The sequence below is a fragment of the Micromonospora sp. NPDC049891 genome (genome assembly GCF_040660295.1).
Taxonomy (GTDB): domain Bacteria; phylum Actinomycetota; class Actinomycetes; order Mycobacteriales; family Micromonosporaceae; genus Micromonospora.
This window is the reverse complement of sequence record NZ_JBFAML010000036.1, coordinates 1-26,924: the sequence shown is the minus strand read 5'-3', so window position 1 is coordinate 26,924 and position 26,924 is coordinate 1. Positions and strand designations below refer to the sequence as shown.

Genomic DNA, 26,924 nt, shown 5'->3' with positions numbered 1-26,924 from the left:
TCCCAACGCCCCCAGGCGGAAAGAGAGATCTTCGATCGGGTCGGGTGGCGGATCACCGCGGTGACCTCCCGACTCCGCTGTCATTCACGTTAGCGGAGCCGACGCTCCGCCAGACTGCGGGGTGCCGATCCCATCCGCCACTGGAGGCCTCCAGTTGCGCAGCGGTCGCGATCAGCCTCGCGTCGTCGCCGTACTGACCGGTGAGCAGGACGCCTACCGGCAACCCTTCGGCGGTCACGCCCACCGGCAGCGAAACGGACGGTTGGCCGGTGACGTTGAAAACCGCACAGTACGGAGAGAAGCGGCGTTGCCTGTCGAAGTCCTCCGCTGGGGTACGTCCCTGGGTGAACCAGCCGATCGGTGCCTGCGGGGCCGCCAGGGTGGGACAGAGCAGCAGGTCACAGCTGGCGGTACGGCGGGCGCCGAGGCGTACCTGCGCCTGGATCTCACCGAGGGTCGCGGTGAGGGTGCCAGCCGAGATCCCGGCGGCCTGAGTCCGCAGGAAACGGGTCAACGGCAGCAACTCGGACTCGCGCTGCGGCGGCACCGGGGCGAGCGCGAGGACGTACCAGAGGATCTCGAACAGCGGCCAGACCTGCGGACCGAGCGGTGCCGGCACCTCGACGACCTCGTGCCCGGCGGCGGCGAGCAAGGCGGCGGCCCGGTCCACCGCGGCGACGCAGTCCGGGTGGACCGGTTCGTCGGCGAGCATCGGGGCGGTGAACCGGCCGACCCGCAACCGTCCGGGCTCGGCGGCGCGGGCGGCGGCGAGATAACCGCCCGGCGGCGTTGGCGGCGGCAGGTACGGCTCGCCCGGTACCGGCTCGGCCAGCACGTCCAGCAGCGCGGCCACGTCGGTGACGGTCCGGCCTAGCGGGCCGCTGGTCGGCAGGCCGAAGGCGCCGAACCCGAGCGGCCCGCCGGAGACCAGGCCGCGGCTGGGCTTGTAGCCGATCAACCCGCACAGCGACGCCGGGATCCGCAGGGAACCACCGCCGTCGGAGCCCTGCGCCACGGGCACCAGGCCCGCCGCCACGGCCGCCGCCGCGCCACCGCTGGATCCGCCGGCGGTGTTGGCCAACGCCCAGGGGTTACGCGCCGGCGGCGCCACCAGGGTCTCCGAGTACAGCGAACAGCCCAGCTCGGAGGTGGTGGTCTTGCCGAGACTGACCAGCCCCGCTGCCCGGATGAAGCGCACCACGTCGGCGTCGACGGGCGGTACGAAGTCAGCGAAGGCGGCCGAACCGAAGGTGGTGCGGACACCGGCCGTCAGGGTCAGGTCCTTTACGGCTGTCGGTACCCCGTGCAGTGGCCCACGCCGGTCGGCCGGGCTCGCGTCGGCGGCGCGGGCGGCTTCGCGCGCCAGCTCCGGGGTGACTGTGACGAAGGCGCCGACCGTGTCACCGAGCGCGTCGACCCGCCGCAGGTGATGCTCGACGAGGTCCAGGCTGGACAGCTCACCACCGGCGATCGCGGCGGCCTGTTCCAGCGCGGTCAGGTCGTGCGGCTCGGCCATGCCGCCATCCTGCCCGCTCAGGGCACTCGTTGCCGCCCCGACACGAGCCTCACGGCCTCAGGAAAGGGTGCCCGGTGGCGACCCCCACTCCCACCGTGGACCACCGACCTCCGCCACGAGGTCGAGGTCCCGGTCGTGGTGGAGGAAGTCGCTATGTGTCGCCTCGGCCGAGAAAGCGAAGGGCGTTGGTGGAGAGCAGGTCGGCGCGCTGGGCGTCGGTGAGGAAGTCGGCCTGGTGGACCACCGCACCGGCCGGGCGTTCACCCAGGGGGTACGGGTAGTCGCTGCCCACCAGCACCCGCTCGGCACCCATGGTGTCCACCAGGAGTCGCAGCGACGGAGTCGAGAAGACCACCGAGTCGACGTAGAACCTGTCCACGTAGGAGCTGGGCGGGGCGGCGGAGGCACCGCGTACCAGGTCGCCACGGCGGTGCCAGGCGTTGTCGGCGCGCCCCAGCCAGAACGGGAAGCTGCCACCGCCGTGGGCGAAGCAGATCCGCAACGTCTCCGGCACCTGGTCGAACACTCCGCCGAGGATCATCGCCAGCACGGACAGGTGGGTCTCGGCGGGCATGCCGGTGAGCCAGCGGGCCATCCAGCGGTTCAGTCGGGGGCTGCCGGCCATGTCCCAGGGGTGCACGAAGACCGGCGCACCGACCTCGGCGCAGTGGGTCAGGAACGTCACGATGCCGGCGTCGTCCAGGTCCCGATCACCGACATGGTTGCCGATCTCCACGCCGACGTGGCCGGCCGCGAGGCAGCGGTCCACCTCGGCGCACGCCGCGTCCGGGTCCTGCAACGGCACCTGGCAGAACGGCAGCAGCCGGTCCCCGCCGGCGGCGGTGACCTCCAGGGTCAGGTCGTTGAAGATCCGCGCCACCTTCACCGCCTGGTCGGCCGGGCGGTCGTAGCAGAAGAAGACGGGTGTGGGCGAGACCACCTGCACGTCGACCCCGTCGGCCGTCATGTCGGCCAGCCGGGTGTCGGCGTCCCAGCATTCCGCGCCGACCGGGCGGAACGGCGTCTCCCCCACCATGATCATGGCGGCGCGCTCCGAGTCGATCCGGAGCCAGGGCCAGCCGGACCCGCCGCACGCCGCGGCCAGGTCCGGCCATCCCTTCGGTACGACGTGCGTGTGCACGTCCACCACTGGAGACACCGACGGCACCGGAACCGCCATCAGCCCTTGCCCGGGTGCAGGGTGCCGCAGTTGTCGCAGGTACGCGCCGACTCGTCGGCGTAGAACGCCGCGAAGACCGGTGGCAGGTCGGCGGCGATGTCCCGCACCTGCAACTCGACCTCGTGCACCCGGTGGGAGCACTCGGGGCAGTACCACTGGAACTTCTCCAGTGTCCCCTCCTCGCGTACCCGTTCGATCACCATCCCGATCGAGCCGGCCTCCGGCCGCTGCGGGGAGTGCGGCGTGTTCCGCGGCAACATCCACATCTGACCCTCGCGCACGTGCACCGTACGCGGGCCCTCGGGGAGCATCAGGTTGATGTGCATGTTGCCCTTGACCTGGTAGAAGAACTCCTCGTACGGGTCGACGTGAAAGTCGGTTCGCTGGTTCGGCCCACCGACCACCATCACGATGAAGTCCTCGGACCCGGGCAGCATCTCCTTGTTGCCCACCGGCGGCTTCAGCAGGTGCTGGTTCTGCGCGATCCACCCGGGGAAGCTGAACGGCTCGGCAATCTCACTCATGACTGGCCTCCTTCTGGGAGCAGGGCGACAGCCTGCATCTCGATCAGCAGGTGCGGATGCGGCAACTGGTGCACGGCGACAGTCGTCCGGGTCGGCCCGGTCGCGTCGAAGAACTCCGCCCACACCTCGTTGTATCCACCGAAGTCATTCATGTTGACCAGATAGGTGGTCACCTGGACCAGGTCGGTCAGCTCGGCGCCGACCGACCGCAGCAGGTCCGCGATGTTCTCGATCACGGCCCGCGTCTGCGCCCGGATGTCCAGATCGGTGGTGCCGAACTCGTCCACCGACACGCCCGCGAACGTGTTGTCCGCCCGCCGCGACGACGTCCCCGACACGAACACGAACCCGCCCGCCACCTTCACATGCGGAAAAGCCCCCCGAGGAACCGCCTTCCCGGCGACAACCCGAGCCCCGTCACCCCCGCTCACGACACCTCCCCGAGAACCGGACGGACAGCACCCACCCCAGGCCCAACCCACCTGACACCGGCGCACGGACCCCGACCACGTCGGGGGTTCCGGGCAGCCCGACCGGCGCAGGGATCGAGCCTGACCGCCCGGAGCCGGTCGGGCTGCCCGGAACCCCCACCAGGACCGACCCGATCACGACGAACTCCGCAGCGAAGCCGTACCGAGCTTCTCGACAACAGCCCGGACATGAGCGCCAGCACGCAACGGAACAGCAGCCGTCGCCGCGCCGGCCAGGAAGACCCAGCCTTCACGCAGCCGCACCCCGTGCCGCCCCGCCAGTCGGATGCCCTCGTCGAGTGCCCGTCGGGGGTCGCCGAGGATGGCCGCCGTCGAGCCCACCTGCGTCAGACGCCCGTCGATCTCCAGCAACACACCCAGGTTGTCCAGCCCGTCCGGTACCGGCGACCACGGCCCGATCACGAACGCACCTGCCGACGTGTTGTCGGCGATGACGTCCGGCAGGGAGAAGGTGAAGTTCGCGTACCGGGAGTCGATCAGCTCGATCGCCGGCGCGACAGCCCGGACCGCGTCGGTGAAGTCACCGACCGGCTCACCGGGTTCGGGCAGCCGGTCCAGCAGGAACGCCACCTCCGGCTCGACCCGGGGATGGATGAAATCGGCCATGTCGATCGTGCCGCCGTCGGGGATCCGCATCGTGTCGGTGAGCCGGCCCCAGATCACCTCGTCCACCCCGACCTGGGCCATCTTCGCCTTGCTGGTCAGCCCCATCTTCAATCCGACGAGCCGCTCCCCACGGTCCAGTCGACGCTGCACCAGGGCGGTCTGCACCGCGTACGCGGCGTCGACGTCCAGCCCGGTCTCGGCGGCGAGCTGAGCGATCGGGGTGGCCGTGTCGGCGGCCGTGCCGAGCGTCTCGGCGATCCCGGCGATGTCCGGCCCGATCATGAGGTCTCCTTGCCAGCCAGGTCCAGCGCCACATCGACGATCATGTCTTCCTGCCCGCCGACCATCCGGCGTCGGCCCAGTTCCACGAGGATCGAACGGACGTCCACGCCGTAGCGCGCCGAGGCACGTTCGGCGTGGCGCAGGAAGCTGGAGTAGACCCCCGCGTACCCCAGGGAAAGGGTCTCCCGGTCGACCTGGACGGGCCGGTCCTGCAACGGGCGGACGATGTCGTCGGCGGCGTCCATCAGCGCGAAGACGTCGCAGCCGTGCTGCCAGCCGTGCAGTTCGGCGACCGCGACGAAGACCTCCAAGGGGGCGTTGCCGGCACCGGCGCCCATGCCGGCGAGGGAGGCGTCCACGCGGACCGTCCGGCCGGTCGGCGACCCGACCGGGCCGTCGCCGGCGACCCGACCGTGTTCGACGGCGGTCACGCTGTTGGCCACCCCGAGGGAGAGGTTGTGGTGGGCGTGGATGCCGATCTGGGTGGTCGGTTCGAGGACCTGCCGGTACGCGTCGACGCGCTGCGCGACGTCGGACATCAGCAGCCGGCCGCCGGAGTCGGTGACGTACACGCAGTGCGCCCCGTAGGACTCCATCAGCTTGGCCTGCGCGGCCAGCCCGGCCGGGTCGTTCATGTGGGACATCATCAGGAAGCCGGCCACGTCCATGCCGTTCTCCCGGGCCCAGGAGATGTGCTGGGCGGAGATGTCGGCCTCGGTGCAGTGGGTGGCGATCCGGACGCTCGTCACCCCGAGCGCCCGGGCGGCCTTCAGGTCGGCGATGGTGCCGATGCCGGGCAGCAGCAGGGTGGTCAGCTTCGCCCTCGTCATCACCTCGGCCGCCGCCGCGATCCAGTCGGCGTCGCTGGCCGCGCCGTGGCCGTAGTTGACGCTGGACCCGGCCAGACCGTCACCGTGGGCGACCTCGATCGCGGCGACCCCGGCGGCGTCGAGCGCGGCGGCGATGGTGCGGACCTGGTCGACGGTGTAGCGGTGCGCGATGGCGTGCATGCCGTCACGCAACGTCACGTCCTGGATGTACAGCTCCGTCATCGGGCCAGCACCTCCGCCCGCAGGGCGACCAGCCGCTGCGCGGTGCGCAGCGCGGCCGAGGTCATGATGTCCAGGTTCCCGGCGTACGCGGGCAGATAGTGCCCGGCACCGGAGACCTCCAGGTAGACCGAGACCTGCAACCCGGTGAGCTGCCGTCCCAGCGACGGCACGTAGGTGTCGACGCGGTCGAACTGCACGTCCTGCTTGAGTCGGTAACCGGGCACGTACTCCTGCACGGCGGCCACCATGTCGCGGACGGAGTCGGCGATGGCGTCACGGTCGGCGTCGGGGTCCGGGCAGAGGCAGTAGACGGTGTCACGCATCAGCAGCGGCGGTTCGGCCGGATTGAGCACGATGATCGCCTTGCCTCGATCGGCCCCACCGACCACCTCGATGGCCCGCGCCGTGGTCTCGGTGAACTCGTCGATGTTGGCCCGGGTGCCCGGGCCGGCCGACCGCGAGGCGATCGACGCGACGATCTCCCCGTACGCGACAGCGGTCACCCGCCGCACCGCGGCGACGATCGGCACCGTCGCCTGCCCACCGCAGGTGACCATGTTGAGATTGGTCTCGCCCAGGTGCTCCTCCAGGTTGACCGGCGGTACGACGTACGGGCCGATCGCCGCCGGGGTCAGGTCGATCACGGTACGCCCGTGCGCGCGCAGCACCGCGTCGTTGTGCCGGTGCGCGCCGGCCGAGGTGGCGTCGAAGACCAGTTCCACGTCGGCGAACTCGGGCATCGCGACCAGGCCCGCCACGCCCTCGGCGGTGGTGGCCACGCCGAGTCGTCGGGCCCGCGCCAGACCGTCGGAGGCGGGGTCGATGCCGGCCATCGCCACCATCCGCAGCGAATCCGACAACCGCAGTACTTTGATCATCAGATCGGTGCCGATGTTGCCCGACCCGATCACCGCCACGCCCGTCATCCGTCAACCTCCCTGGAGGAGAAGCAGGTCCGCACCGAGCCGAGGCCGGAGATCCGGGCCTCGTACGCCGCGCCGGGGGTCACCGCCACCATCGGGCCGAGCGCTCCGGAGAGCACCACGTCCCCGGCGCACAGCGGGTCACCGGAGCGGGCCATCGTGCCGGCCAGCCAGGCCAGCGCGTGCAACGGATTGCCCAGGCAGGCCGCCCCGGCGCCCACCGACACCGGCTCACCTGCGTGTTCGAGGACCATCCCGCACAGCCGCAGGTCGACCTCGGCCGGCCGGCGGGGCGTGGTGCCGAGCACGAACAGGCCGCTGGAGGCGTTGTCCGCCACGGTGTCCACGATGGAGATGTCCCAGCCGGCGACCCGCGAGTCGACGATTTCGATGGCCGGCAGCAGATGGTCGACGGCGCGCAGCAGGTCGGCGGTGGTGACCCGCTCGTCGGGCAGGTCGGTGCCGAGCACGAAGGCGACCTCCGCCTCCACCCGGGGTTGCAGCAGGCGGCCGATCGCCACCTCCGCACCGTCGGGCACCGCCATCGCGTCGGTGAGCACTCCGAAGTCCGGTTCGTACACCCCGAAGCTCTCCTGGACCACCCGGGAGGTCAGCCCGATCTTCGCGCCCACCCGGCGCTGCCCCGACGCCAGCCACTCGCCCACCTGGCGCTGCTGCACCCGGTACGCGGCCTCGACGTCCCCCTCCGGCAGCAACCGCCCCCGCACCGGCGGACACGGCTTCCCACCCGCCCGGGCCTCGGAGAGTTCCCGGGCCGCCAATTCGACATCGCTCATGACGCCACTCCGCTCCGCTGCGTGCCGTCATGAGGCACGGCCGCACTGCGCCTGATGATTCGCTCGCCACGCTCGCTCATGACAGGTCCACGCAGACGTTCGTCAGTTCGGAGTAGAAATTCAGTGAGTGCACGCCACCCTCCCGACCGATCCCGGAGGCCTTCACCCCGCCGAACGGGGTCCGCAGGTCACGCAGGAACCACGTGTTGACCCAGACGATGCCGGCGTCCAACCGGGCACCCGCCCGGTGCGCCCGACCCACGTCACGGGTCCAGACCGTCGCCGCGAGGCCGTACTCGGTGCCGTTGGCCAGGGCGTACGCCTCGTCCTCGTCGTCGAACGGCGCCACGTGCACCACCGGACCGAAGATCTCCTCGCGGTTGGTCCGCGCGTCCGGGCCGAGCCCGGTCAGCACCGTCGGCTGCACGTACGCGCCACCGTCACGGGCATCGTCGAACCGGGGCACCCCACCGCCCGCGAGCACCCGCGCGCCCTCGGCTCGCGCCAGGTCGTAGTGCCCGAGCACCTTGTCGCGGTGGCCGTGCGAGATCAGTGGCATGTTCACCGTCGCCTCGTCGGCCGGCCAGCCGTACGCCAGCTCGCCAGCGCGCTCGGCGAGCCGCGCGGTGAACTCGTCGAACACCTGCCGCTGCACGTAGATCCGTTCGGTGCAGAGACAGACCTGCCCGCCGTTTGTGAAACTCGACCGCACCGAACCGGCCACCGCCGCGTCCAGATCCGCATCGGCGAAGACCAGCCCGGCGTTCTTGCCCCCCAGTTCGAAGCTGACCGCCTTCACCCCGTCGGCGGCGGCCCGCATGATGGCGCCGCCGGTGGCCGACTCACCGGTGAAGGTGATCGCGTCGACGTCCGGATGGCGGGTGAGGAACTCGCCGGCCGAGCCGGGCCCGAAGCCGTGCACCAGGTTGAACACCCCGTCCGGCACCCCGGCCGCCGCCATCACCTCGGCGAGCAGGGTGGCCGACGCCGGCGTCTCCTCGCTCGGCTTGACCACCACCGCGTTACCGCAGGCCAGGGCGGGGGCGACCTTCCAGGTGAGCAGCAGCAGCGGCAGGTTCCACGGGACGATCACCGCGACCACACCGACCGGCTTGCGCACCGCGTAGTTGAGCGCCCGACCCCCGGTGGGCGTGACAGTGGTGAACGATTCGGTCGGCGCGGTCGCCACGAGCTCCGCGAAGGCCCGGAAGTTCGCCGCACCGCGCGGGATGTCCAGGCTGCGGGCCTGCGAGATGGACTTGCCGGTGTCGGCGACCTCGGCGGCCACCAGGTCATCGAAGCGGCGCTCCAACTCGTCGGCGATCCGGCGCAGCACCTCGGCGCGCTCCCGCTCCCCTGCCCGGCCCCAGGGGCCCCGCAACGCCGTCCGCGCCGCCGCCACCGCGTCGTCCACAGTGGATCGATCAGCCTCGACGACCTCGAACACCGGCGCACCGGTCACCGGGCTGTGCTTGGTGAACCGGGTGCCGGCGTCGACGAACTCACCACCGACGAAGTTGCGCAGCAGACCGGGACCGTCAGGGGCCCGTCCGCCCATCAGCCGGGGATCCCAGAGCGTCATCCGCGCCTCCTGAAGCCGAGCGCCGCCGCCGCACCGGCCGCCGCCACCAGGCCGGCCGCCGCCAGTCCGACGACCTGGTACTGCCGGCGGACCCGGCGCCGCACCTCGGCGTACGGGACGGTGGAGAAGGAGACCAACTCGTACTGGGAGACGTACCGGCCGGGCAGCGCACGCTCCAACGCGTGCTCGACCTGCTTGCGGGCGCGGAAGACCGGCGAGGCGACCTTGTCGCGCATCTCCACGAAGTTGGCAAGCGCCATCCGGGCGATCGCCTCGGCATTGTCCTGCCGGCGGTGTTGGAACAGCGGCAGCGCCGCCGACCAGTCCCCGGCACACTCGTCGAGGCAGCGGTCCAGCTCCACCACGTCCTCGAAGGCGCAGTTCGCGCCCTGGCCGTAGAACGGCACGATGGCGTGCGCCGCGTCGCCGAGCAGGGCGACCCGCCCGTCCACCTGCCACGGGTCACACCGCACCGTGCCGAGCACACCGACCGGGTTGTGCTGGTAGTCGTCGACGAGGTTAGGGGCGATCGGCGGCAGGTCCGGATAGTGCTGCGCGAAGTGCCGCTCGATCGCGGCCGCGCTGCCCAGCGAGGCGAAGCTGGCGGTGCCGTGGGTGGGCCAGAACAGGGTGCAGGTGAACGAGCGGTCCGGATTGGGCAGCGCGATCATCATCGAGGTGCCGCGCGGCCAGATGTGCAGCGCACCCGGGTCCAGGGCGAAGTCGCCGCCCAGCGGTGGGATGGTCAGTTCCTTGTAGCCGTAGTCGAGGAAGTCGACGCTCTCGGTGACCAGGTCGTGGGCGAGCAACTGCCCGCGTACTGCCGAACCGGCACCGTCGGTGCCGAGCACCACCCGCGCGTCCTCGGTCACCGCGCCCCGCGGCGTCTCGAAGGTCATCGTCCCGGTCGCCGGGTCGAGCCCGACCAGCCGGTGGTCGAAGGCGATCCGCACCCCCGGCAGCTTGGCGGCGGCCTCCAGCAGCGCGTTGTTCAACGCGCCCCGGCTGATCGAGTTGATCGCCCGGTCGCCGGAGACGCTGTACGGCTGGAATCCCGGCGCCCCGTGCACCGGATGGACCATCCGGCCCCGCATCGGCAACGCGTCCGCCATCACCTGCTCGGCCAGTCCGATGCGACGCAGCGCGTCGAGCCCCCGCTCGGAGAGCGCCAGGTTGATCGAGCGACCCCGCTCGGGCGTACCGCTGCGCGGGTCCGGACGCCGCTCGTAGAGCGCCACCGGATGGCCCCGGCGGGCCAGGAAGCAGGCCAGCAGGCAGCCGGCCAGCCCGGCACCCACCACCGCGATCTCGTCGCGTTCCCGGGTCACCGGGCCACCTCCGAAACCGTGGCGGCCAGCGCGTCGGCGACCCGCCAGCAGTCGTGGTACGTCGAGTACAACGGCACCGGGGCGAACCTGACCACGTCCGGTTCCCGGGCGTCGGCGATCACCCCGTGCTCGTGGCGCAGTCGCTTGGTCAGCTCGTTGGCGCTGCCCTCGCCGATGCGTACCGAGAGCTGGCACCCGCGCCGACGCGGCTCACGCGGGGTGATCACGGTGAGCGGCCGACCGGCGGTGACCTCGTCCAGCAGCCGCTCCAGGTAACCGGTGAGCCGGAGGCTGCGCTCCCGCAGCGCCGGCATGCCCACCGAGTCGAACAGTTCCAGCGACGTGCGGACCGGTCCCATCGCGAAGATCGGCGGGTTGGAGATCTGCCACGCCTCGACGGTGGTCGGTGGCCGGCTGACCGGGGCCATCTCGAACCGGGTGGCCGCCGCCGTGCTCCACCACCCCTCGAAGCGAGGCAGCGTCCCGTCGCCGTGGTGCCGTTCGTGCACGAACACCCCGGCCAACGCCCCGGGCCCCGAGTTCAGGTACTTGTACGAGCACCAGGCGGCGAAGTCGACGTCCCAGTCGTGCAACGACAGCGGCACGTTCCCGGCCGCGTGCGCCAGGTCCCACCCGACGACCGCGCCGGCGGCCCGGCCGGCCGCGGTGATCGCCGGGATGTCCATCAGCTCGCCGGTGAGGTAGTTGACGCCGCCGAGCAGGACCAGCGCCACGGTGTGCCCCTCGGCCGCCAGGTAACCGGTGACGTCCTCGGTCCGCAGGGTGTCCTCACCGGGACGCGGCGCGAGTCGGACGACAGTGGTGTCCGGGTCCAGGCCGTGGAACCGTGCCTGGCTGCGCACCGCGTAGCTGTCCGACGGGAAGGCGGTGTCCTCGATGACGATCCGGGTCCGCTCACCCGCCGGCCGGTAGAAGCTGACCATCAACAGGTGCAGGTTCACCGTGAGCGAGTTCATCACCACGGTCTCCGTGGGCAGGGCGCCGACCAGTCGGGCGGCCGGTGCCGTCAGCAGCTCGTGGTACGGCAGCCAGGGCCGGTCCGCTTCCAGATGCCCCTCCACGCCGAGCCGGCTCCAGGCGTCCAGATCGGCCAGGAGCTCGTCACGGGTGGCCCTCGGTTGCAGGCCGAGCGAGTTGCCCGCCAGGTACGCGGCCTCCGGATAGCGTCCGCCGTCGGCCGGCGGCACGTGGAACAGGTGCCGGTGCCCCGGCTCGGCCGCGTCGAGGCGGAGAGCTTCGGCCTCGGTGTCGCTGCTCATCGTCGTCACGTCCGCCTCACATCGCCGTCCGGGCCGACCACAGCTCCGGGAAGACCACCCGGGCCATGCTGCGCTGCAACCACGCCAGTCCGGCGGAGCCGCCGCTGCCGACCTTGGCACCCATGGTCCGCTGCACCGCCTTGATGTGGTGGTGCCGCCAGTCGCCGAACTGCTCGGCCACCTCGGTCAGCGCCTCGCCGAGCAGCCGCAGGTGGTTGTCCGGGCCGGCGTCGGCGTAGATCTGCACCCAGGCCGCCTCGACGGCGGGGTGCGACTCGTGTTCGCTGGCCACGTCCCGCTCCAGCAGGTCAGCGGGCAGGTCGTGACCGTGCCGGGCGAGCAGCGCGACCACCTCGTCCCAGACGCTCGGCGTGGCCAACGCGTCGGTGAGCTCGGCGTACACCTCGGTCTGCCGCCGGAACGGTCGGATCAGGGCCGGGTCGCGCAGCCCGAGCAGGAACTCCAGGTGGCGGTACATCGCCGACTGGAAGCCCGAACCCTCGCCGAGCAGGTTGCGGAAGCGGTTGAAGTCGGCCGGGGTCATCCAGCGCAGGCCCCGCCAGGCCGCGTTGAGCCCTTCCAGGTGCAGCGCGGCGCGACGCAGCGGAGCCAACGCCTCCCACACCCGGTCGGCGCGCAGCAGCCGGGACGTCTCGCGCAGTTCGTGGCAGGTCAGGCCGAAGTACAACTCCATGATCTGGCTGACCATCAGGAAGGACATCTCGCCCGGGTCGCCACTCAACGGCTGTTGCAGCCGATGCAGCGTGCTGGCCTGCACGTACGCGTCGTACGGCACCCGTTCGGCGAACTCCAGGGTGGGCTCGCCGCCGTTGCGTGCGGCGCGGGCCGCCCGCTGCCGTGCGGTGACCGGACGCACCTCCGTTCGGGGGCGCAGATCCGTCTGCTCCATGCGTCCGCTCCTTCCGGGTCGCCCGTCCAGTCATGATCTCCCGCCAGGTTGGCCGGATGGAATGCCTCTTCAACGGCACTTTTCGTGGTCGACCTGCGGAACGGAAGCCGCTCGCCGGGATCCACCTGTCGGACGTAAGGTCGCGGGCATGGACGAGATGGACTGGGCCCTGCTCCGCGAGTTGCAGGCCGACGCACGGTTGTCGTTCAGCGAGCTGTCCCGGCGGGTCCACCTGTCCCCACCCGCGGTCGCCGAGCGGGTGCGCCGACTGGAGGAGACCGGTGTGATCAGCGGGTACCACGCCCACGTCGACCTGGCCCGGGCCGGCCGCACGGTGGTCGCGCTGATCCGGATGTCCTGTTACGGCGCCCGCTGCATCCTCCACGACCCCGAGGTCGCACGGTGGCCGGAGATCCTGGAGATCCACCGGATCACCGGCGACGCGTGCAGCGTGCTGAAGGTCGCGGCCGGTTCGATCGGAGACTTCGAGGCGGTCATCGACCGACTCGCCCCCTATGGCCAGCCGTCGAGCACGATGGTGCTCTCCACCCCACTCGGCTGGCAGGCCGTCGCCCCGCTGCCCGGCACCGGCGGTTAGCCACCGGAGCAGGGGGAAAGCACGCGGGTCGCCCCAGCAGGCCCGGTACGCCGGTGCCGGGAGGGAGGATCATGCGAGGTCTGCGACAGTACGGAGGCGTCCACCGCGCCCCGTCGACAATCGCCCGACTGTTCGGGGCGTTCGTCCTGATCGCGGCGTTCGCTCTGGCAGGGCTGTTGCTCCTGCCCGGCGCCGCACCCGCCCGAGCGGGTGAGAACACCTTCGTCGAGGTGACACCGAACAGCGTCCAGGCCGGCTCCCGGGTGAGCATCCGGGCCAGCTGTGACAACGCCAACGACCGCCAGGCCGAGGTGACCTCGGACGCGTTCAACCGGGTCTTCCTGCGGCCGGACAACGGCTTCCTCACCGGATCGGTCACCGTGCCCGGCGACAAGGCGGCCGGTGACTATCCGGTACACCTGCGCTGTGACAACGGCCGGACGGCCAGCACCACGCTGACGGTGCTGAACATGGACCAGCCCACCAAGGGACCGGCGACCGGTGGCGGCGGTACCGCCGACCGGGGCACCGGCTCGATGCTGCTGCTGGGCGGCGTCGCCACGGTGACCGCGGCGGTGGTCTTCGGGCTGCTGAGCAGCCGACGCCGGGCCGGTTCCTGACCCACAGTCGCCATGGCCGGCTTCCGCGTACCCACGCCGGAACCGGGCCCCGGCCGGCGCCGGGCCACCACCCGTAGGAGCCAGCGTGCCTGGCGGCGAGTGGCCACGACAGCCGGCCGGCTGGTCCGGGTCGCCGCGCAGATGGGTTCAGCAAGCGTCGCCACGCCCGATCCCGCGGCGGCGCCGCTACCGCCCCGGCGGCGTCAGGCCTGGGCGGTGGGGACCAGACGCCCCGGCCAATCCGGTCCGGGGCTACCGGTCCTGGTGATCGGCTCGCTGATGCTGCTGATCATCGCGATGCTCGGCGTCGAGCGACTGACCGGGCTGAGCCTGCTACCGGACCGCTTCATCGCCGGACTCGCGCAGCCGCCCAAGAAGTTCCCGCTGCTGACGGCGAGCGAGCCGGTCGGCATCGAGATCAGCGAGATCGACCTGGCGGCGCCGGTGCACAACGTGGGCATCGCGCCAGACGGCAGCATCGCCGCACCGCCGGCCGAGCGCGCCCAGGAGGCCGGCTGGTACGACCAGGGACCGACCCCCGGGCAGTACGGACCGGCAGTCATCGTGGGACACGTCGACACCACCACCGGACCGGCCGTCTTCCATGAGCTGTCCCAGTTGGGGGCCGGCGACCGGGTCGAGGTCGCCCGCTCGGACGGCTCGGTGGCGGTCTTCGAGGTCGACCGGGTCGGCCGGTACGACAAGGAACAACTGCCGACGGATGACGTCTTCGGGGACTTCAGCCGGCCCCAGCTGCGGCTGATCACGTGCGGCGGACGCTGGGTCGGTGGGGAGACGGGCTACGCGGACAACGTCGTGGTGTTCGCTTCGCTTGTCGAGGCTCGGTGATGTTGTCTTGCTGTGGGGGTTTCCGGGGAGCCCGACCCGCTCCGGGCGGTCAGGCTTGATCCCTGCGCGGGCCGGGCTCCCCGGAAACCTGTTCGGCGCATTCGCCGCGTAAGAGGCGCGGGTGTCGTCCGCACAGGCGGGTGGTGGGAGATCTGGACGGCGCACTCCCCGCGCGGAAGGGCGGCGGGTGTCGTCCGCACAAGCGGTGGGAAGTCTGAGTGGTGCCCCGGTGGCAGGGTGGGTGCTCGACGGTCAGGCGGCTTCGGGTTCGCGGAGGTCCAGCCAGTCGGCCCAGCGCGGATCGGGCGCGCGGTGGCCGAGCACCCGCCAGGCGATCCCCTTGGGCGCGGTGGGTAACGAGTGCAGTCGCCAGCCCAGTTCGGCCGGGGTCTTGTCGCCTTTGGTGTGGTTGCATCTGGCACAGGCCGCGACCACGTTCTCCCAGGCGTGCCGGCCGCCCCGGCTGCGGGGGAAGACGTGGTCGATGGTCTCCGCCGGGCCCCGGCAGTAGGCGCAACGCCAGCCGTCCCGGGCGAAGATGGCCCGGCGGGACAGGCCAACGTGGGTGCGGTACGGCACCCGGACGAAACGGGTGAGCCGGACGACCGAGGGCACCGGCAGCGCGTTGCGGGCGCTGTGCAGGATGCCGTCGCCGTCGGCGACACACACCGCCTTGGCGGAGAGCACGAGAATCGCGGCACGACGTACCGACACGACACACAGCGGCTCGTAGGTGGCGTTGAGGACCAGCGCGCCGGAGCCCACCGTGGGTCGTATGTCAGGCATCGCGTCACCCTCCCGGTCAAGCGGCTTACCACTCGCCACCGCCGACCGGTGCCGGGCACAACCGGGCACCACGTCGACGCCGGCCGGATCACCGACGTCCGCTGCGCCAATCGTCCCTGATCGGACCCGCGAATGCACGTACTAATCCTAGGTACCCCCGGCGCTTTCCCCCCACCACGCTCGCCCGGGCCGGGCGTCACCGGTCGGTGGGTCGCCGGCGGGCCCGCCGGCCGGTTGCGGTACGAAAACAGGGTGACCGTCAGCAGCCTCAGCCCCACCCCCGCCCCGTCCAGCCCGGAACCGGCCGATACGCCCAGCCCGGAGTGCCTGGACGAGGTCGTCTGCAACATCGTCTGGAACTGGACCGACTCGGTGTGGTTCGCCGAGGGCAGCTTCTGGATCCTCGTCAAGCCACTGCGGATCATCCTGATCCTGCTGCTGGCGTTGGCCGCCCGGTGGCTGTTGCACCGCACGATCCGCCGGCTCGTACGCACCACCAGCGACGCCGGTGTGCCGACCATGCTCCGCCCGCTGCGGGAGCGCATCCCGAGCGCCGCCAGCGAGCCCGGCGAGTTCGTCCCGGAGCGCCGCCGGCAGCGTGCCGAGGCGATCGGTTCGGTGCTACGGAGCCTGAGCACCGCGTTCATCTTCGGCATCGCCGTGCTGATGGTGCTCAAGGAGTTCAGCTTCGACCTGGCACCGCTGCTGGCCAGCGCGGGCATTGCCGGCGTGGCCCTCGGCTTCGGCGCGCAGAGCCTGGTCAAGGACCTGATCGCGGGTCTGTTCATGCTTATCGAGGATCAGTACGGGGTGGGCGACAACGTCGATCTCGGCGAGGCGACAGGCGTGGTCGAGGCGGTCGGACTACGGGTCACCACCGTCCGGGACGGACGCGGGGTGCTCTGGTACATCCGCAACGGCGAGATCGTCCGGGTAGGTAACAAGAGCCAGGGCTGGGCGTTGGTGGTGGTCGACCTGCCGATCGGTTTCGCCGGCACCGAGGAGGCGACGGCCGTGCTACGTACCGCCGCCGCCTCGATCGCGGTGGACCCGGAGCTGGCCCCGTCGATCGTCGAGCCGCCGGAGGTGCTCGGCGTCGAGCAGGTGACGGTGGAGGGCACGGTGATCCGGACAGTGGTGAAGACGACCGCCGACGGTCAGTTCAGCGTGAGCCGGGAACTGCGCCGCCGGCTGGCCGAGGCGCTGGAGAACTCGGGCATCACGGCACGGATCGCGGCGGGTCGCCTCTACCCCGGCGTACCTACTCGATCGGACTCCGAGACCGGTCAGGGCGGTGCCACCTGAGCTGACCGGCGGGGGTCGCGGCTGAGCGGCCCCTCGGGTATCGTCCGTTCGTTCAGTCGGAGATGCGACCAACCAACCGTTCGCCCTAGCCAGTTGTCAGACGATCGGGCAGAATCCGGTGCACGCGCTTACCGAGCGGTGTCACGTCCTCGCTGATCCGCAGACCTGACGATGGTCCCGGGCCGCCATCACGAGTGGCCAGACGCCGGGACGATGGAGGCGATGGTGTCCGACGAGCGACCTTCTCCGGAAGGGCCGGCCACCTTCCGGGAGGTTTTCGCCCAGCGTGAGTACCGCGCCGTCTTCGCGGCCAGCACGCTGACCTGGGTCGGTGACTATGTCGCCAAGGCGGCGGTCACCCTCCTGGTCTACCGGGAGACCGAGTCGGTTGCGCTGTCGGCCGCCGCGTTCGCGGTCAGTTACCTGCCCTGGCTGGTCGGTGGCCCACTGCTGGCCACCATCGCCGAGCGGCACCGGTTCCGGCAGGTCATGGTCGTCTGCGACCTCATCCGGATGGCGTTGATGCTGCTCGTCGCCATTCCCGGGATGCCGGTGCCGGTGATCCTGGCGCTACTGTTCGCCACCACGCTGGCGAACCCGCCGAGTCAGGCCGCCCGGTCGGCGCTGCTGCCGCTGATCCTGCCCGGGGACCGACTCGTCGTCGGTTTGTCGGTGAACGCCAGCGTGGGGCAGGCCGCCCAGGTGGTCGGCTACCTGCTCGGTGCCGCCGTCGCCACGGTCAACCCGACCGCCGCGCTGCTGATGAACGCCGGTGCCTTCGCGCTGTCGGCCTTGATCGTCCGGCTCGGGGTACGCGACCGGCCACCGGCGATGACCAGTGCACACCGCAGTCACCTGCTCCGGGAGACCGCCGCGGGTTTCCAGATGGTCTTCCGGACACCGGTGCTGCGGGCGATCGCGGTCCTGGTCTTCAGCGCCATGCTCTTCTCCATCGTGCCCGAGGGGCTGGCCGCCGCCTGGGCCAACGAACATGCCGGCGAGAGCATGGACCCGGGGCTGGCGCAGGCGGTGATCATGGCAGCCACCCCGGTCGGCTTCATCCTCGGCGGGCTGATCATCGGCCGTACCATCGCACCGGCCCGCCGACTGCTCCTGCTCCGGCCGTTGGCCGTGGCCGCCCCACTGGCACTGGTGCCCGCGTTGCTGGACCCGCCGCCGGTGGTGGTGGCGCTGCTCGCCGCCGTCTGCGGCTTCGCGGTCGCCGGGCTGCTGCCGATGGCGAACGGGCTCTTCGTCCAGGCCCTCCCGGACGGCTTCCGGGCCCGGGCTTTCGGTGTCATGGCCACCGGCGTGCAGGTCATTCAGGGTGCGGCGGTACTGGTGACCGGGCTGCTCGCCGAGCGTTTCCCGATCCCGATCGTGGTGGGGGTGTGGAGCACCGCCGGCGTGGTGCTGATGTCGCTCGTCGCGCTGCGATGGCCCGATCAGCAGACCGTGACCGCCTCCATCGACGCCGCCCGTACCGCCTCCGGCAGGGCCGACGCCCGCAGCGGACCGCCCGAGGGCGCCTCCCCCGACGAGCCCGGTCCCGGGCATGTGGGCCCGGGGCGGCCCCGGCACGCGGTGACCTGAGCCACCCTCGTCCACCCGGTGCCGGGCGGGCGATCCCCGGTGCCGGCCTGGCAGGATGGAACGGTGAATCCCGCAGGTGAGTCCGAAGGCCCCGGCGAGGCGGTCACGTTCTTCGACGCCGTCGGCGGCGAGCCCACGTTCCGCAAGCTGGTCGAGGAGTTCTACGCCGGCATCGCCGCCGATCCACTGCTGCGCCCGATGTATCCGGAGGAGGATCTGGGCCCGGCCGCCGACCGGATGCGGCTCTTCCTCATGCAGTACTGGGGTGGCCCGAACACCTACTCAGCGCAACGCGGCCATCCCCGGCTGCGGATGCGCCATGCCCCGTTCCGGATCGGTGCCGCGGAACGCGATGCCTGGCTGCGTCACATGCGTCGCGCGGTCGACAGCCTCGACCTGCCCCCGGCGCTCGCCACCGAGCTGTGGAACTACCTCGAACGGGCGGCGTACTTCATGGTGAACGACATGGCGGACCCGACGGCACACGGCTGACGTCGACCGCCCCGCCGGTCCGGCGGGGCGGGCTTCGCCGCCGGTCAGAGCAGGGCACCCTCGTCGTGCAGCCAGTCGACGAAGCTGGTGGCCACGGCGGCGCCGCAGTCGAGCAGCTCGACCAGGAGCGCGTCGTGGGCGCCGGCCGCGAGCGGCACCTGCAACTCGGCGTAGATCGGCAGCTGACCGCGCTCGGTGGCGTCACCCACGTACGCCTTGCAGAAGCGTCGGGTGTGGTTCCACTCGTTGACCACCCGATAGGCACGGTCGGCCCAGTCCGGCGGCACCGTCGCGTGTGGTCGGGCCCGCAGCACGAGGATCTCGTCCTCCGGCCCCTCCAGGGTGACCAGCACCGCGTGCCGTTCCCACATGGCCAGCAGGTTGCCGTCTCCGTCAGCCAGGTAACGCACGTCGAGCAGGTCGAGCGCGTCGCAGATCCGGCGCAGGGTGACCTGTTCGACGGTGGCTGGCATGTCGGCGATCAACGGACGCTCCGCAGCCGGGCAGTCGTCTCCCGGTTGGCGGGGCGCCGGCGGGCCGACCCGGACGGTACCTTCCACCATGATCCTGCTTCGAGTTTCCGGGTCACCGCCACTGGCGGGACCTGGACGCCATGACCACCACGGCATCGCTCGCGCACCTCACTCCCCAGCGGATCCGGTCGCCTACAGTGGGTGGATCCGAGGATGGACGGTACCCGGACAGCCGGAACGAAGCACCCCCCCAACGCCAGCACCAAGCCGGAAGGATGACCAGAGGTCATCCGTTCGCATGAGCCACGGATGGCCGTACGACAAGATCGGTGGCCTTCTGCGACCAGATGGCTCCGTACGGTCCCACCAGTCCGACCCATCGGCCAGCCGCACGTACCTGCACGCCGCCACCATCCGGCGAATCCCCGGACCGACCGAGGAAACCCATGCGAACCAGACCCTGCACCATTCGCTGGGTCACCTCCACCGGACGGTCAGGCTCGTCGTCGGGAGTGACCACCACCGCCACGTGGTCGAGCAGGGCGTCGCGCAGCACCCGCTGCCCCACCGCCCGGCCACCGACCCCGTGCTCGGCGGCCTCGCGCAGCGTCCCCGCCGCCGCCTCGGCCAGCCGGCGCAGTTCCCCGCCCGGCAGCGTCTCGACCCGACGGCTGGTGTCCGGCGGCAGGGCCCACCGCCACTGCGCGTCGCGGCGGGCCGGCAGATCCGCACGACCGGCCGCGAACTCGGCGAGCAACTGCCCGGCGGCGACCGTGACGTCGCCGGCACCCGGGCCGGCCACCGTCCGCACGGCCAGCACGCCCCACGGCAGCCGCGCCCAGAGGGCGGTACGCGCGCCAGCGGCGACCGGCCGGAGTCGGACCAGGGCGGCGCGCTCCAACCGGACCAGCCGGGCCAGGAACGCCCCCGCGTCGGCGACGTCGACGATGCCGTGCCCGACGCTCACGGCGTGCCGCCCTGCGGGGCGTACCCGAGCAGGAACGTCCGCTCCGGCTCACTGAGCCGCCGAGGCACCTGCCGCGTCAGGTCGAACGGCACCAGCACCGAACGTGCCCGGCTGATGAGCAGTTCACCGTCGTACATCTCGTAACCGACGGTGAACGACGCGGCGCGCAACTGCTCCACCCACAGCTCGATCCGCACGGTGGGTGCCGCCTCGACGGTGGCCCGGTCGAGGGCGTAGTCCACCGGCCGTAGGTAGTCGACCTCGTGCCGGCGGATCACCACGCCGTCGGCGAACGAGTCCACCCCGTACGCCCGGGCACCTACGAACATCAACGCCACCCGGGCCTCCTCGTAGAGGGTGAGGAAGCGGGCGTTGTTGACGTGGCCGTACGCGTCCAGGTCGGACCAGCGCAGGGTGCAGTGGTAGACGAACCGGTCAGCCACGACGGACCCGCCCGGTCAGTCGCGGGTCAGCTTGCGGTACGTGACCCGGTGCGGGCGGGCCGCCTCGGCACCGAGCCGGTCGACCTTGTTCTTCTCGTACGCCTCGAAGTTGCCCTCGAACCAGAACCACTTCGCCGGGTTCTCGTCGTCGCCCTCCCAGGCCAGGATGTGCGTGGCGACCCGGTCCAGGAACATCCGGTCGTGGGAGATCACCACGGCGCAGCCGGGGAACTCCAGCAGCGCGTTCTCCAGGCTGGAGAGGGTCTCCACGTCCAGGTCGTTTGTCGGCTCGTCGAGCAGGATGACGTTGCCGCCGATCTTCAGCGTCAAGGCCAGGTTGAGCCGGTTGCGCTCGCCGCCGGAGAGCACCTTCGTCGGCTTCTGCTGGTCGGGGCCCTTGAAGCCGAACGCCGCGATGTACGCCCGCGAGGGCATCTCGACCTTGCCCACCATGAGGTGGTCCAGCCCGTCGGAGACGACCTCCCAGACGGTCTTGTCCCCGTCCAGGCCCTGCCGGTTCTGGTCGACGTAGGACAGCGACACCGTCTCGCCGACCCGGACCCGGCCGCCGGTCGGCTCCTCCAGCCCCACGATGGTCTTGAACAGCGTGGTCTTGCCGACGCCGTTCGGGCCGATGATGCCGACGATGCCGTTACGCGGCAGCGAGAAGGAGAGGTCGTCGATCAGTACCCGGTCGCCGAAGCCCTTGGTCAGGCCGTTCGCCTCGATGACGGTGTTGCCCAGGCGCGGACCCGGCGGGATCTGGATCTCCTCGAAGTCCAGCTTGCGGGTCTTCTCCGCCTCGGCGGCCATCTCGTCGTACCGGTCGAGCCGGGCCTTGGACTTGGTCTGCCGAGCCTTGGCGTTGGAGCGCACCCAGTCCAGCTCGTCGGCCAGGCGCTTCTTCATCTTGGCGTCGCGGCGACCCTCGACGGCCAGCCGGGCGGCCTTCTTCTCCAGGTAGGTGGAGTAGTTGCCCTCGTACGGGTAGGCCCGGCCACGGTCCAGCTCCAGGATCCAGTTGGCCACGTTGTCCAGGAAGTAGCGGTCGTGGGTGATGGCGACGACGGTGCCGGCGTACTTGGCCAGGTGCTGCTCCAGCCACTGCACGCTCTCCGCGTCCAGGTGGTTGGTGGGCTCGTCGAGCAGCAGCAGGTCGGGGGCCTCCAGCAGCAGCTTGCACAGCGCCACCCGGCGACGCTCACCACCGGAGAGCTGGGTGACGTCGGCGTCCGGCGGCGGGCAGCGCAGCGCGTCCATGGCGAGTTCGAGCTTGGAGTCGATGTCCCACGCGTCGGCGTGGTCCAGCTCCTCCTGGAGCCGGCCCATCTCCTCCATCAGCTCGTCGGAGTAGTCGGTGGCCATCTGCTCGGCGATCTTGTTGAACCGCTCCAGCTTGACCTTGGTCTCCGCGACCGCTTCCTCGACGTTGCCGAGCACGGTCTTGGCGTCGTTGAGCGGCGGTTCCTGGGCGAGCATCCCCACCGTGAAGCCGGGCATCAGGCGGGCCTCGCCGTTGCTCGGCTGGTCCCAACCAGCCATGATCTTGAGCAGGCTGGACTTACCGGCGCCGTTCGGACCGACCACACCGATCTTGGCACCCGGCAGGAAGTTCAGCGTCACGTTGTCGAGCACGACCTTGTCGCCGTGCGCCTTGCGCGCCTTGTCCAGGACGTAGATGAACTGGGCCACGGTGCGGGCTCCTCCGTCGCTTTTCGATCGCCGATTCGCGTGATACGGGCGCGGGCCAGGGCCGCCGTCCGCCGCCGTCGGCCGGGAACCGGCCGCGCGCACGCCGTTGTCAATCCTGACAGGTACGCCGGGCCGCGCCCACATCGCCCCGCCAGCAGGGGTACGCCGAGCCCGCAGTCACCGCCCCAGCGGCTCGCCGGGCCGCCCCACCTGTCAACATGATCACGTCCAGGGTTCGCCGAGTTCGGGGCGGGTAGGTGAGTCCGGCACAGGGGAACAGACGCCGCAGCTACGCTCAGTACGCTCATCGCGGTGGACCCGTCAGCACCCGGAGGTGGCCGATCGTGACCGTCCGTAGCTCCTTTGTCGTAGTGGCGAATCGACTGCCGGTCGACGAGGTGAGCACACCCGAGGGGCGGCAGTGGCGACGCAGCCCTGGCGGGCTGGTCACCGCGCTGCACCCCGTCCTCGCCGAGCACCAGGGCACCTGGGTCGGTTGGGCAGGCGGCACCGGCGCGGCCCCGGACCCGTTCGATCTGGAGGGCATCCGGCTGCATCCGGTGCCACTGAGCGCGGAGGAGCTGGAGCGCTACTACGAGGGGCAGTCAAACGCGACGATCTGGCCGCTGTACCACGACGCCGTCGAGACGCCCGCCTACAAGCGCCGCTGGCGGGAGGCGTACCGCCTGGTCAACGCCCGGTTCGCGGAGGCCGCGGCGGAGGTCGCCGCGGAAGGGGCCACCGTCTGGGTCCAGGACTACCAGCTCCAGCTGGTGCCGGCGATGCTCCGGGAGCTGCGCCCCGACCTGCGGATCGGCTTCTTCCTGCACATCCCGTTCCCGCCCATCGAGTTGTTCATGCAGATGCCGTTCCGCACCGAGATCCTGCGCGGCCTGCTCGGCGCCGACCTGGTCGGGTTCCAGCAGCGGCTCGCGGCGCAGAACTTCGTCCGGCTGGCCCGGCACCTGCTGGGGCTGCGGTACGAGGGCCAGATGATCCAGGTGGACGGCCGCCAGGTCAAGGCCGGCGCGTTCCCCATCTCGATCGACACCAAGGAGATGGAGCGGCTGGCCGCCGACCCGGCCATCCAGGCGCGGGCCAAGGAGATCCGCGAGGAGCTGGGCAATCCCCGGACGATCATCCTCGGCGTCGACCGCCTCGACTACACCAAGGGCATCGAACTGCGCCTCAAGGCGTTCCGCGAGTTGCTCGCTGACGGAAAGTTGACAGTGCCCGACGCGGTTATGGTGCAGGTCGCGACACCGAGCCGCGAGCGCGTGGAGCACTACCAGGCACTTCGCGTCAAGGTCGAGCGCGAAGTTGGTCGGATTAATGGCGAATTCGGCCGGGTTGGCGTGCCGGCGGTGCATTATCTGCATCAGTCGTACAGTCGGACCGAACTGGCTGCGATGTACGCCGCCGCCGACGTGATGATGGTTACTCCGCTGCGAGACGGAATGAACCTGGTGGCCAAGGAGTACGTCGCATCGAGGGCGGACCACGGGGGCGCACTCGTACTCAGTGAGTTCGCCGGCGCCGCCACCGAGCTGCGTCAGGCGTTCCTGTGCAACCCGCACGACCCAGACGCGGTCAAGGACGCTCTGCTACGGGCCGTGCATGTGGAGAAGCCGGAGGCTCGTCGCCGTATGCGGACAATGCAACGCCATCTGCGCACCCACGACGTGGGGCACTGGGCGAAGTCCTTCCTCACCGAACTAGGTGTGCCCGACATGGAGGCGGCGTGAACGCAGCGTCCACCGAGAACGCCACGCCCGTCGCGGGCCCGATGGATCCGGAACTGCGCGCCGCCATCGGGCGGATCGCCCGGGTGCCCCAGCTTCTGGTCGCCTGCGACTACGACGGCACCCTCGCTCCGATCGTGGAGGACCCGAGCAAGGCCGTACCGCTGCCGGAGTCGGTGGCCGCGGTACGTGCCCTGGCGGCGCTGCCGCAGACCACAGTGGCGGTCGTCTCCGGCCGCGCGCTGCGCGACCTGGCCGCGCTCTCCCGGCTGCCGAGCGAGGTGCACCTGGTCGGCAGCCACGGCTCCGAGTTCGACATCGGCTTCGTCGAGCGGCTCTCCCCCGAACTGATCGCCGTGCGCACCCGGCTGCGGGACGCGCTGCGGGACATCGCCGCCGCTCACCCCGGCGTCCGCCTGGAACGCAAGCCGGCAAGTGTCGCCGTGCACACCCGGGGCGTGGACCCCCAGATCGCCGCCGCCACCATCGACGCGGTACGCAGCGGCCCCGCGACCTGGCCGGACGTCACCGTCACCCAGGGCAAGGAGGTCATCGAGATCTCCGTCGTGGCCACCCACAAGGGCACCGCCGTCGACCAGCTACGCACCCAGCTCTCGGCCAGCGCGGTGCTCTTCATCGGCGACGACGTGACCGACGAGAACGCGTTCGGCAACCTGCACGGCCCGGACGTCGGCATCAAGATCGGCCCAGGTGAGACAAAGGCCGGTTACCGGGTCGCCGAGCCGATCGAGGCCGCCCGAGCACTCGGGCTGCTGCTGGAGACCCGACGGCACTGGCTGTTCGGCGAACGAGCGGTGCCGATCGAGCGGCACTCGATGCTGGCCAACGGCCGGACGGTGGCGCTGCTCACGCCGGACGCCAAGGTGAGCTGGCTGTGCAACCCCAAGCCCGACTCGGCGGCGATCTTCGCGGATCTGGTCGGCGGCAGCCCGGCCGGGCACTTCAGCGTCGCACCGGAACGGGGCGGCATCCCGCTGGGCCAGCGCTACCGGTCGGGCACGATGACCGTGGAGACCCGCTGGTCCGGTCTCACCGTCACCGACTGGCTGGACAAGCCGGACCCCAGGGCCACGCCGGACGGCCCGGCGGTCATCACCGGCGACTCGACCCTGATCCGGGTACTCACCGGCACCGGTCGGGTTCGCCTCGAGTTCGCGCCCCGACCGGAGTTCGCGCAGGTCGCCGTGCAGCTCCAGCCGCTCGGCGACGGCCTGCTGGTGCTCGGCTCCAACGAACCGATCGCGCTCTACTCCCCCGGTGTGCAATGGGAGGTCGGCAACGACGGCGGGTACGAGACCGCGAAAGCGGTGGTGGACCTCGCCGCGCTCGGCGGCCAGGTGGTGCTGGAGCTGCGGTTCGGTACGCACAGCCTGGAACACCACCGGCTGCCCATCCACGAACGGCAGGCCGCGGCCGAGCGCCCCTGGAAGGACTGGGTGGCGTCGCTGCGACTGCCGACCACCGCCCGGGATCTGGTCGCCCGTAGCGCACTGACGCTGCGCGGCCTCTGCCACGAGGCCAGCGGCTCGATCCTGGCCGCGGCGACCACCTCGCTGCCGGAGGAGCTGGGCGGAGTCCGCAACTGGGACTACCGCTACTGCTGGCTGCGTGATGCCGCGATGACCGCCCGAGCCCTTGTCGACCTGGGCTCGATCACCGAGGCCGAGGCCTTCCTGCGCTGGGTGGACGGCTGTGTGGAGCGCACCGGCGGGCACCCCGAGCGGCTGCACCCGCTCTACACGGTCGACGGTTACGAACTGGGCGCCGAGGCGGTCATCGACACCCTGCCCGGCTACGCCGGATCCCGTCCGGTACGCGTCGGCAACCTCGCCAACCACCAGCTCCAGCTCGACGTCTTCGGCCCGATCGCCGACCTGATCGCCGCCACCGCCGACGTCCGCGGCTCGGTACGCGCCGAGGAGTGGCGGGTGCTGGAGAACATGGTCGAGGCGGTCCGCCGCCGCTGGCACGAGCCGGATCACGGCATCTGGGAAGCCCGTCTGCCACCCCGGCACCACGTCTTCTCCAAGGTGATGTGCTGGATGACCGTCGACCGGGCGCTGCACGTGATGCGCCAGCACGGCGGCGAGGACCGTCCGGAATGGGTGGAGCTACGCGACCGGATCGGCGCCAACGTGCTGGAGTACGGCTGGCACGAGCACGCCGAGGCGTACAGCGTCGCGTACGGCGACGAGGACATGGACGCCTCGTCGCTGTGGATCGGCATCTCCGGGTTGCTGGCCGGTGACGATCCCCGCTTCCTCTCCACCGTGCTCAAGATCGAAGCGGATCTGCGCAGCGGCCCGGTCGTCTACCGCTACCACTGGGACGACGGCCTGCCCGGTCGCGAGGGCGGCTTCCACATCTGCACGGCATGGCTGATCGAGGCGTACCTGCGTACCGGCCGGCGGACCGACGCCGAGGAACTGTTCCTCCAGATGATCGACACGGCGGGCCCGACCGGGTTGCTGCCCGAGCAGTACGACCCGCTCGCCGAACGCGGCCTGGGCAACCACCCACAGGCTTACAGCCACCTCGGGGTGATCCGCTGCGCCCTGCTGCTGGACAACATGCTCAAGCAGTAACGACCGTCAGACCCGGCGGCCGGAGATCACGTATCTCCGGCCGCTGCCGTTTGTAGGCGCTGTGGGGGGTGTGGGCCTGGCGTCCTCCGTTGTGGGCGCTGTGGGGGTGTGGGCTGGCGTCCTCCGCGTTGGGCCCGCCTCCTCCGTTTTGGGCGCTGTGGGGGTGTGGGCTGGCGTCCTTCGTGTTGGGCCCCGCGTCCTCCGTTGTGGGTGCTGTTGGGGGTGTGGCCCGCCGTGCCCGGCTCCGGGCGGTCAGGCTTGATCCCTGCGCCGGGCACGGCGGGCCA

At 71.1% G+C, this 26,924-nt stretch carries 25 protein-coding genes; 8 read left to right on the top strand and 17 right to left on the bottom strand.

The window, feature by feature from the left end; translation table 11 throughout:
* Positions 1 to 52: 52 nt before the first annotated feature.
* From AB0I71_RS29190 to AB0I71_RS29135, 12 genes are all read right to left on the bottom strand, one after another.
* Positions 53 to 1,516: an amidase gene (locus tag AB0I71_RS29190; protein ID WP_357590039.1), complete on the bottom strand. Its 1,464-nt coding sequence runs from the start codon at positions 1,514 to 1,516 to the stop codon at positions 53 to 55.
* A 151-nt stretch (positions 1,517 to 1,667) separates the two neighbouring features.
* Positions 1,668 to 2,696: an amidohydrolase family protein gene (locus AB0I71_RS29185; RefSeq protein WP_357590037.1), complete on the bottom strand. Its 1,029-nt coding sequence runs from the start codon at positions 2,694 to 2,696 to the stop codon at positions 1,668 to 1,670.
* On the bottom strand, positions 2,696 to 3,220 hold the full coding sequence (locus AB0I71_RS29180; RefSeq protein ID WP_357590035.1) for a 3-hydroxyanthranilate 3,4-dioxygenase: 525 nt from the start codon (positions 3,218 to 3,220) through the stop codon (positions 2,696 to 2,698). The genes AB0I71_RS29185 and AB0I71_RS29180 overlap by 1 nt, the downstream gene beginning before the upstream one ends.
* Positions 3,217 to 3,651 (bottom strand): RidA family protein, encoded by a 435-nt coding sequence (locus tag AB0I71_RS29175; protein ID WP_357590033.1) that lies wholly within the window; start codon positions 3,649 to 3,651, stop codon positions 3,217 to 3,219. The genes AB0I71_RS29180 and AB0I71_RS29175 overlap by 4 nt, the downstream gene beginning before the upstream one ends.
* Before the next feature lie 174 nt (positions 3,652 to 3,825).
* Positions 3,826 to 4,599, bottom strand: coding sequence for a fumarylacetoacetate hydrolase family protein (locus AB0I71_RS29170; RefSeq protein WP_357590032.1), 774 nt, complete (start codon positions 4,597 to 4,599; stop codon positions 3,826 to 3,828).
* A complete protein-coding gene (gene dmpG, locus AB0I71_RS29165) occupies positions 4,596 to 5,651 on the bottom strand; it encodes a 4-hydroxy-2-oxovalerate aldolase (RefSeq protein ID WP_357590030.1) in 1,056 nt (351 codons plus the stop codon). The genes AB0I71_RS29170 and dmpG overlap by 4 nt, the downstream gene beginning before the upstream one ends.
* Positions 5,648 to 6,577 (bottom strand): acetaldehyde dehydrogenase (acetylating), encoded by a 930-nt coding sequence (locus tag AB0I71_RS29160; RefSeq protein ID WP_357590028.1) that lies wholly within the window; start codon positions 6,575 to 6,577, stop codon positions 5,648 to 5,650. Before AB0I71_RS29160 ends, dmpG begins: the two co-directional genes overlap by 4 nt.
* Entirely contained in the window at positions 6,574 to 7,371 is a 798-nt protein-coding gene (locus tag AB0I71_RS29155; RefSeq protein WP_357590026.1) for a fumarylacetoacetate hydrolase family protein, read from the bottom strand. Before AB0I71_RS29155 ends, AB0I71_RS29160 begins: the two co-directional genes overlap by 4 nt.
* A 76-nt stretch (positions 7,372 to 7,447) precedes the next feature.
* The gene (locus tag AB0I71_RS29150) at positions 7,448 to 8,929 is read right to left on the bottom strand and encodes a 2-hydroxymuconic semialdehyde dehydrogenase (protein ID WP_357590100.1); all 1,482 of its coding nucleotides are present in this window, start codon (positions 8,927 to 8,929) and stop codon (positions 7,448 to 7,450) included.
* Positions 8,930 to 8,949: 20 nt separating this feature from the next.
* A complete protein-coding gene (locus AB0I71_RS29145; RefSeq protein WP_357590023.1) occupies positions 8,950 to 10,281 on the bottom strand; it encodes an NAD(P)/FAD-dependent oxidoreductase in 1,332 nt (443 codons plus the stop codon).
* The gene (kynU, locus tag AB0I71_RS29140) at positions 10,278 to 11,561 is read right to left on the bottom strand and encodes a kynureninase (RefSeq protein WP_357590021.1); all 1,284 of its coding nucleotides are present in this window, start codon (positions 11,559 to 11,561) and stop codon (positions 10,278 to 10,280) included. Before kynU ends, AB0I71_RS29145 begins: the two co-directional genes overlap by 4 nt.
* A gap of 16 nt (positions 11,562 to 11,577) precedes the next feature.
* Positions 11,578 to 12,471 (bottom strand): tryptophan 2,3-dioxygenase family protein, encoded by an 894-nt coding sequence (locus tag AB0I71_RS29135; RefSeq protein WP_357590019.1) that lies wholly within the window; start codon positions 12,469 to 12,471, stop codon positions 11,578 to 11,580.
* A 148-nt stretch (positions 12,472 to 12,619) separates the two neighbouring features.
* Between AB0I71_RS29135 and AB0I71_RS29130 the strand changes: the two genes are divergently transcribed.
* The 3 genes from AB0I71_RS29130 to AB0I71_RS29120 all read left to right on the top strand — a co-directional run bounded on the left by AB0I71_RS29130 (position 12,620) and on the right by AB0I71_RS29120 (position 14,538).
* On the top strand, positions 12,620 to 13,069 hold the full coding sequence (locus tag AB0I71_RS29130) for an Lrp/AsnC family transcriptional regulator (protein WP_357590017.1): 450 nt from the start codon (positions 12,620 to 12,622) through the stop codon (positions 13,067 to 13,069).
* Positions 13,070 to 13,140: 71 nt separating this feature from the next.
* Positions 13,141 to 13,689: a hypothetical protein gene (locus tag AB0I71_RS29125; RefSeq protein ID WP_357590015.1), complete on the top strand. Its 549-nt coding sequence runs from the start codon at positions 13,141 to 13,143 to the stop codon at positions 13,687 to 13,689.
* 12 nt (positions 13,690 to 13,701) lie between these two features.
* Complete coding sequence (locus tag AB0I71_RS29120; RefSeq protein ID WP_357590013.1) at positions 13,702 to 14,538, top strand: class F sortase; 837 nt, start codon at positions 13,702 to 13,704, stop codon at positions 14,536 to 14,538.
* Positions 14,539 to 14,790: 252 nt separating this feature from the next.
* Here AB0I71_RS29120 and AB0I71_RS29115 read toward each other — a convergent pair whose 3' ends face one another.
* Positions 14,791 to 15,324: an HNH endonuclease gene (locus tag AB0I71_RS29115; RefSeq protein WP_357590011.1), complete on the bottom strand. Its 534-nt coding sequence runs from the start codon at positions 15,322 to 15,324 to the stop codon at positions 14,791 to 14,793.
* Positions 15,325 to 15,576: 252 nt separating this feature from the next.
* Between AB0I71_RS29115 and AB0I71_RS29110 the strand changes: the two genes are divergently transcribed.
* From AB0I71_RS29110 to AB0I71_RS29100, 3 genes are all read left to right on the top strand, one after another.
* Positions 15,577 to 16,629 (top strand): mechanosensitive ion channel family protein, encoded by a 1,053-nt coding sequence (locus AB0I71_RS29110; RefSeq protein ID WP_357590009.1) that lies wholly within the window; start codon positions 15,577 to 15,579, stop codon positions 16,627 to 16,629.
* 222 nt (positions 16,630 to 16,851) lie between these two features.
* Positions 16,852 to 18,222 (top strand): MFS transporter, encoded by a 1,371-nt coding sequence (locus AB0I71_RS29105; protein ID WP_357590007.1) that lies wholly within the window; start codon positions 16,852 to 16,854, stop codon positions 18,220 to 18,222.
* 63 nt (positions 18,223 to 18,285) lie between these two features.
* Positions 18,286 to 18,714 (top strand): globin, encoded by a 429-nt coding sequence (locus AB0I71_RS29100; protein ID WP_357590006.1) that lies wholly within the window; start codon positions 18,286 to 18,288, stop codon positions 18,712 to 18,714.
* A 44-nt stretch (positions 18,715 to 18,758) separates the two neighbouring features.
* On the opposite strand, the gene AB0I71_RS29095 is transcribed toward AB0I71_RS29100, so the two are convergent.
* The 4 genes from AB0I71_RS29095 to ettA all read right to left on the bottom strand — a co-directional run bounded on the left by AB0I71_RS29095 (position 18,759) and on the right by ettA (position 22,289).
* Positions 18,759 to 19,343 carry a YbjN domain-containing protein gene (locus AB0I71_RS29095; RefSeq protein WP_357590004.1) on the bottom strand — a complete coding sequence of 195 codons (585 nt, stop codon included), beginning with the start codon at positions 19,341 to 19,343 and terminating at the stop codon, positions 18,759 to 18,761.
* A 130-nt stretch (positions 19,344 to 19,473) separates the two neighbouring features.
* A complete protein-coding gene (locus tag AB0I71_RS29090; protein WP_357590002.1) occupies positions 19,474 to 20,154 on the bottom strand; it encodes a hypothetical protein in 681 nt (226 codons plus the stop codon).
* Positions 20,151 to 20,597: a thioesterase family protein gene (locus AB0I71_RS29085; RefSeq protein ID WP_357590000.1), complete on the bottom strand. Its 447-nt coding sequence runs from the start codon at positions 20,595 to 20,597 to the stop codon at positions 20,151 to 20,153. Before AB0I71_RS29085 ends, AB0I71_RS29090 begins: the two co-directional genes overlap by 4 nt.
* 15 nt (positions 20,598 to 20,612) lie before the next feature.
* Positions 20,613 to 22,289: an energy-dependent translational throttle protein EttA gene (gene ettA, locus AB0I71_RS29080; RefSeq protein WP_357589998.1), complete on the bottom strand. Its 1,677-nt coding sequence runs from the start codon at positions 22,287 to 22,289 to the stop codon at positions 20,613 to 20,615.
* 344 nt (positions 22,290 to 22,633) lie between these two features.
* Between ettA and AB0I71_RS29075 the strand changes: the two genes are divergently transcribed.
* Positions 22,634 to 24,034, top strand: coding sequence for a trehalose-6-phosphate synthase (locus AB0I71_RS29075; protein ID WP_357589996.1), 1,401 nt, complete (start codon positions 22,634 to 22,636; stop codon positions 24,032 to 24,034).
* Between the two features lie 41 nt (positions 24,035 to 24,075).
* Complete coding sequence (gene otsB, locus AB0I71_RS29070) at positions 24,076 to 26,637, top strand: trehalose-phosphatase (RefSeq protein ID WP_357590098.1); 2,562 nt, start codon at positions 24,076 to 24,078, stop codon at positions 26,635 to 26,637.
* Positions 26,638 to 26,924 lie beyond the last annotated feature (287 nt).

Coding starts and splice junctions, on each gene's coding strand:
- otsB (WP_357590098.1), top strand. CDS start 24,076: ATGGATCCGGAACTGCGCGCCGCCATCGGGCGGATCGCCCGGGTGCCC.
- AB0I71_RS29095 (WP_357590004.1), bottom strand. CDS start 19,343: ATGCCGTGGTGGTCATGGCGTCCAGGTCCCGCCAGTGGCGGTGACCCG.
- AB0I71_RS29170 (WP_357590032.1), bottom strand. CDS start 4,599: ATGATCGGGCCGGACATCGCCGGGATCGCCGAGACGCTCGGCACGGCC.
- kynU (WP_357590021.1), bottom strand. CDS start 11,561: ATGAGCAGCGACACCGAGGCCGAAGCTCTCCGCCTCGACGCGGCCGAG.
- AB0I71_RS29185 (WP_357590037.1), bottom strand. CDS start 2,696: ATGGCGGTTCCGGTGCCGTCGGTGTCTCCAGTGGTGGACGTGCACACG.
- AB0I71_RS29130 (WP_357590017.1), top strand. CDS start 12,620: ATGGACGAGATGGACTGGGCCCTGCTCCGCGAGTTGCAGGCCGACGCA.
- AB0I71_RS29115 (WP_357590011.1), bottom strand. CDS start 15,324: ATGCCTGACATACGACCCACGGTGGGCTCCGGCGCGCTGGTCCTCAAC.
- AB0I71_RS29125 (WP_357590015.1), top strand. CDS start 13,141: ATGCGAGGTCTGCGACAGTACGGAGGCGTCCACCGCGCCCCGTCGACA.
- AB0I71_RS29160 (WP_357590028.1), bottom strand. CDS start 6,577: ATGACGGGCGTGGCGGTGATCGGGTCGGGCAACATCGGCACCGATCTG.
- AB0I71_RS29150 (WP_357590100.1), bottom strand. CDS start 8,929: ATGGGCGGACGGGCCCCTGACGGTCCCGGTCTGCTGCGCAACTTCGTC.
- AB0I71_RS29135 (WP_357590019.1), bottom strand. CDS start 12,471: ATGGAGCAGACGGATCTGCGCCCCCGAACGGAGGTGCGTCCGGTCACC.
- AB0I71_RS29120 (WP_357590013.1), top strand. CDS start 13,702: ATGGCCGGCTTCCGCGTACCCACGCCGGAACCGGGCCCCGGCCGGCGC.
- AB0I71_RS29190 (WP_357590039.1), bottom strand. CDS start 1,516: ATGGCCGAGCCGCACGACCTGACCGCGCTGGAACAGGCCGCCGCGATC.
- dmpG (WP_357590030.1), bottom strand. CDS start 5,651: ATGACGGAGCTGTACATCCAGGACGTGACGTTGCGTGACGGCATGCAC.
- AB0I71_RS29155 (WP_357590026.1), bottom strand. CDS start 7,371: ATGAGCGATGTCGAATTGGCGGCCCGGGAACTCTCCGAGGCCCGGGCG.
- AB0I71_RS29105 (WP_357590007.1), top strand. CDS start 16,852: ATGGTGTCCGACGAGCGACCTTCTCCGGAAGGGCCGGCCACCTTCCGG.
- AB0I71_RS29180 (WP_357590035.1), bottom strand. CDS start 3,220: ATGAGTGAGATTGCCGAGCCGTTCAGCTTCCCCGGGTGGATCGCGCAG.